3 protein-coding genes are annotated in these 3,408 nt (G+C 65.8%); 1 reads left to right on the plus strand and 2 read right to left on the minus strand.

Translation table 11 applies throughout. The features are described from left to right. Positions 1 to 34: 34 nt before the first annotated feature. Together lnt and AC1DYX_RS29480 are read right to left on the minus strand one after the other, a co-directional pair. Positions 35 to 1,624, minus strand: coding sequence for an apolipoprotein N-acyltransferase (gene lnt, locus AC1DYX_RS29475; protein WP_477265519.1), 1,590 nt, complete (start codon positions 1,622 to 1,624; stop codon positions 35 to 37). A 13-nt stretch (positions 1,625 to 1,637) separates the two neighbouring features. Continuing rightward, positions 1,638 to 2,516: an HlyC/CorC family transporter gene (locus AC1DYX_RS29480; RefSeq protein ID WP_477265523.1), complete on the minus strand. Its 879-nt coding sequence runs from the start codon at positions 2,514 to 2,516 to the stop codon at positions 1,638 to 1,640. A 165-nt stretch (positions 2,517 to 2,681) separates the two neighbouring features. Between AC1DYX_RS29480 and AC1DYX_RS29485 the strand changes: the two genes are divergently transcribed. Continuing rightward, entirely contained in the window at positions 2,682 to 3,131 is a 450-nt protein-coding gene (locus tag AC1DYX_RS29485) for a (2Fe-2S)-binding protein (RefSeq protein ID WP_477265521.1), read from the plus strand. Positions 3,132 to 3,408: the final 277 nt, after the last annotated feature.

Raw genomic sequence — 3,408 nt, forward strand, 5'->3', positions numbered from 1 at the left:
GACTTTACTGATTAATACGGCTGAGGGGAAGACCTCAGGCATGATTTTGTGCCTCGCCCCGCCGGCGCCGTCCCGCGAACCAGGCGCCGGCGAGCAGCACGACGCCCAGGCCCAGGAACAGCAGGTTGCCGCAGCGGATGTAGGGCGTGCTGCCGGCCATCCCCTGTACCGTGGCCGCCAGCGTATCCTGGCGGTAGAACGGCAGCAGGGCCTGCACGTTGCCGCGGCCGTCGATGACGGCAGTGGCGCCGTTGTTCGTGGCGCGCAGCATCGGGCGGCCCGTCTCCAGGCTGCGCATGCGCGAGATCTGCAGGTGCTGCGGGATCGCCACCGATTCGCCATACCATGCCAGGTTCGACACGTTCAGCAGCACGGTGGCCGGGCGCGCTGCCTTGCGCAGGTTCATCGCGATCTCTTCGCCGAACACGTCTTCGTAGCAGACGTTCGGCAGCACCAGCTGATCGCGCACGGCGAACGGCGCCTGCACGTCGGGTCCGCGCGTAAAGTCGCCCAGCGGAATCTGCATCATGTTCGTGAACCAGCGGAAGCCCGTCGGGATGAATTCGCCGAACGGCACGAGGTGTTGCTTGTCGTAGCGGTAGTTCTGTCCCTGCGGGCCGATGCCGGCCACGCTGTTCGCATACACCGTCATGCTGTCGGCGAGCGGAATTCCGAACAGGAAGAAGCTGCCCGTGCGCGCCGCATAGTCGCGGAACGTCTGCAGGTAGTCGGGCGGCAGCTGGTTCGGGAACACGGGGATCGCCGTTTCCGGTGCCGCGATCAGGTCGGCCGGCGCGGCCGTCATCATGTCGCGGTAGCGCACGAGAATCTCGTCCAGGTGCGCCGCGCTGAATTTCTCGTCCTGGCGGATGTTCCCCTGCAGCAGGCGCACCGTAAGCGGGCGGCCGACCGGTTCGGTCCAGGCGATGTGTTTCAAACCCCAGCCGGCCAGCAGCAGCGCGGCGAGCAGCCCCAGTGCAGGCAGCTTGCGGCGCTGGGTCAGCATCGTAAGGCAGCCGGCGCCCATGGCGACCAGCACGCCGATGCCGTACACGCCGACGATGGGCGCGAAGCCGGCCAGCGGTGCCGTCACGTGTGCATAGCCCGAGGCGGCCCAGGGAAAACCGGTGAACACCCAGCCGCGCATCCATTCCGACACGCCCCAGCAGGCAGGCAGCACCAGTAGCAGGAACGCGGGCACCGGCAGCGACCAGCGCTTTCTCAGCCAGGCGGCCGCGCCGGCCGCGAAGGCGCCGAAGAGGCCCATGTACAGGCCGAGCAGGACGACGCCCATCGCGGCCAGCGGCGCGGCCAGGCCGCCGTAGCGGTTCATGGCGATGTACAGCCAGTGCATGCCGGCGACCGACCAGCCGAAGCCGAACGCCCAGCCGATGAAGGTGGCGCGGCGGACCGAGCTACCCATGCCGACCTGGTAAAAGAAATAGGCGAGCAGGACGAACTGCAGCGGCCACCAGCCGAACGGTTCGAACGAGAACAGGCTGGAGGCCCCGGTGAGGGCGGCCAGGACGAGACCGGCAACGCTCGGCCACGTGCCGCGCAGCGCGGGATCGGGCGCCACGCGGGGCTTGCGGCGGCGCCGCAGGTTCAGGCTGGAGTCGAACAATGCTGGTCCCGCGTCAATCGTGATCGTCGTCGAGGGCCGGGAGTTTCTCGACCAGCAGCACATGGATCTGGCGCGCATCGGCGCGCAGCACTTCGAAGCGCAGGTTGTCGAGGTCGAACACTTCGCCCTTGTGCGGCATGCGGCCCAGGTGGCTGGCGACGAGGCCGCCGATGGTGTCGACGTCGTCCTCGGGCAGGTCGACGCCGATTTCTTCATTGAACTGCTCGATCTCGGTCAGCGCCTTCACGCGCCAGCGCGAGCCGTGCTGGCCTTCCTTGATCGACAGGACGTTGTCTTCTTCCTCGTCGAAATCGTACTCGTCCTCGATGTCGCCGACGATCTGTTCCAGTACGTCCTCGATGGTGATCAGGCCGGCCACGCCGCTGTACTCGTCGACGACGATGGCCATGTGGTTATGGTTGGCGCGAAAGTCGCGCAGCAGCACGTTCAGGCGTTTCGATTCCGGGATGAAGATCGCCGGGCGCAGCATGTCGCGCACGTCGAACGACTCTTCCGCGTAATAGCGCAGCAGGTCCTTGGCGAGCAGGATGCCGACCACCTTGTCGCGTTCGCCCTCGATGGCGGGGAAGCGCGAGTGAGCCGTTTCCAGCACGATGGGCAGCCATTCCTCGATGGGCTTGGTGATGTCGATCACGTCCATCTGGGAGCGCGGGACCATGATGTCGCGCACCGACAGATCGGACACCTGAAACACGCCTTCGATCATGGAGAGGGCGTCGGCGTCGATGAGGTTGCGTTCGTGGGCGTCGTGCAGAACTTCGAGCAGTTCGGCGCGGTTTTCGGGCTCGGGGGAGATCAGCGCGGTCAGCCGTTCGAACAGCGACCGATGGGTTTTAACGTCCGAACGGACGTCAGCAGGGTGCTCAGGCATAGTTGGCGTGAAGCCGTTGTTGCGATGGGCCATAGGATACACCAAAAGTCGTTGTGCCCGTTTTTTATGCAGCGCGTCGGCGGCCGGTCGCGCGACCTCGACCCGTGCGCCATGGCTTCCGGTCTTGGTCCTATAGTTGGTGATTCGATAAGGAAAGGAGTTTCCATGCCCGCCTTGAACGTCAACGGCACCACCACCGACCTCGACGTCCCCGACGACATGCCCCTGCTGTGGGCGATCCGCGATGTGCTCGGCCTGACGGGCACCAAGTTCGGCTGCGGCGTCGCCCTGTGCGGCGCCTGCACCGTGCACCTGGACGGCCAGGCGATCCGTTCATGCGTGACGTCCGTGTCGGCCGCGGCCGGCAAGAAGATCACGACGATCGAAGCCGTCGGCAACGATCCGGTGGGGGCGAAGGTGCAGGAGGCGTGGCGCCGGATCGACGTCGTCCAGTGCGGTTATTGCCAGTCGGGCCAGATCATGTCCGCCACGGCGCTGCTGCACGCGACACCGAAGCCCGGCGACGCCGACATCGACAATGCCATGGCCGGCAACATCTGCCGCTGCGGCACCTACAACCGCATCCGCAAAGCCATCAAGATCGCCTCGTCCTGAGGGGAGCCTCGCAAACCTACTGCGCGTTGCATTTCGGGCCTGCGATGCTCGCTGTACCTCAGTACAGCTGCGCTTCTCGGCCCGAACTGCCGCCGCTCGCTACGGTTTTCGAGGCCCCCGAGACGATTCGGTATTCGTATAAAAAACAGGAACCCATATGGACCAGATGATCAAGCAACCTGTATCGAACAGGCGCCGCCGGCTGCTGAAGGCCGGCGGCGTCGCGGGCGGTGGCCTGCTGTTCGGCTTTTCGCTGTTCGGCTGCGCGCGGCAGGGC

It is taken from the genome of Massilia sp. P2_C2 (assembly GCF_056404615.1).

Coding starts and splice junctions, on each gene's coding strand:
- AC1DYX_RS29485 (WP_477265521.1), top strand. CDS start 2,682: ATGCCCGCCTTGAACGTCAACGGCACCACCACCGACCTCGACGTCCCC.
- AC1DYX_RS29480 (WP_477265523.1), bottom strand. CDS start 2,516: ATGCCTGAGCACCCTGCTGACGTCCGTTCGGACGTTAAAACCCATCGG.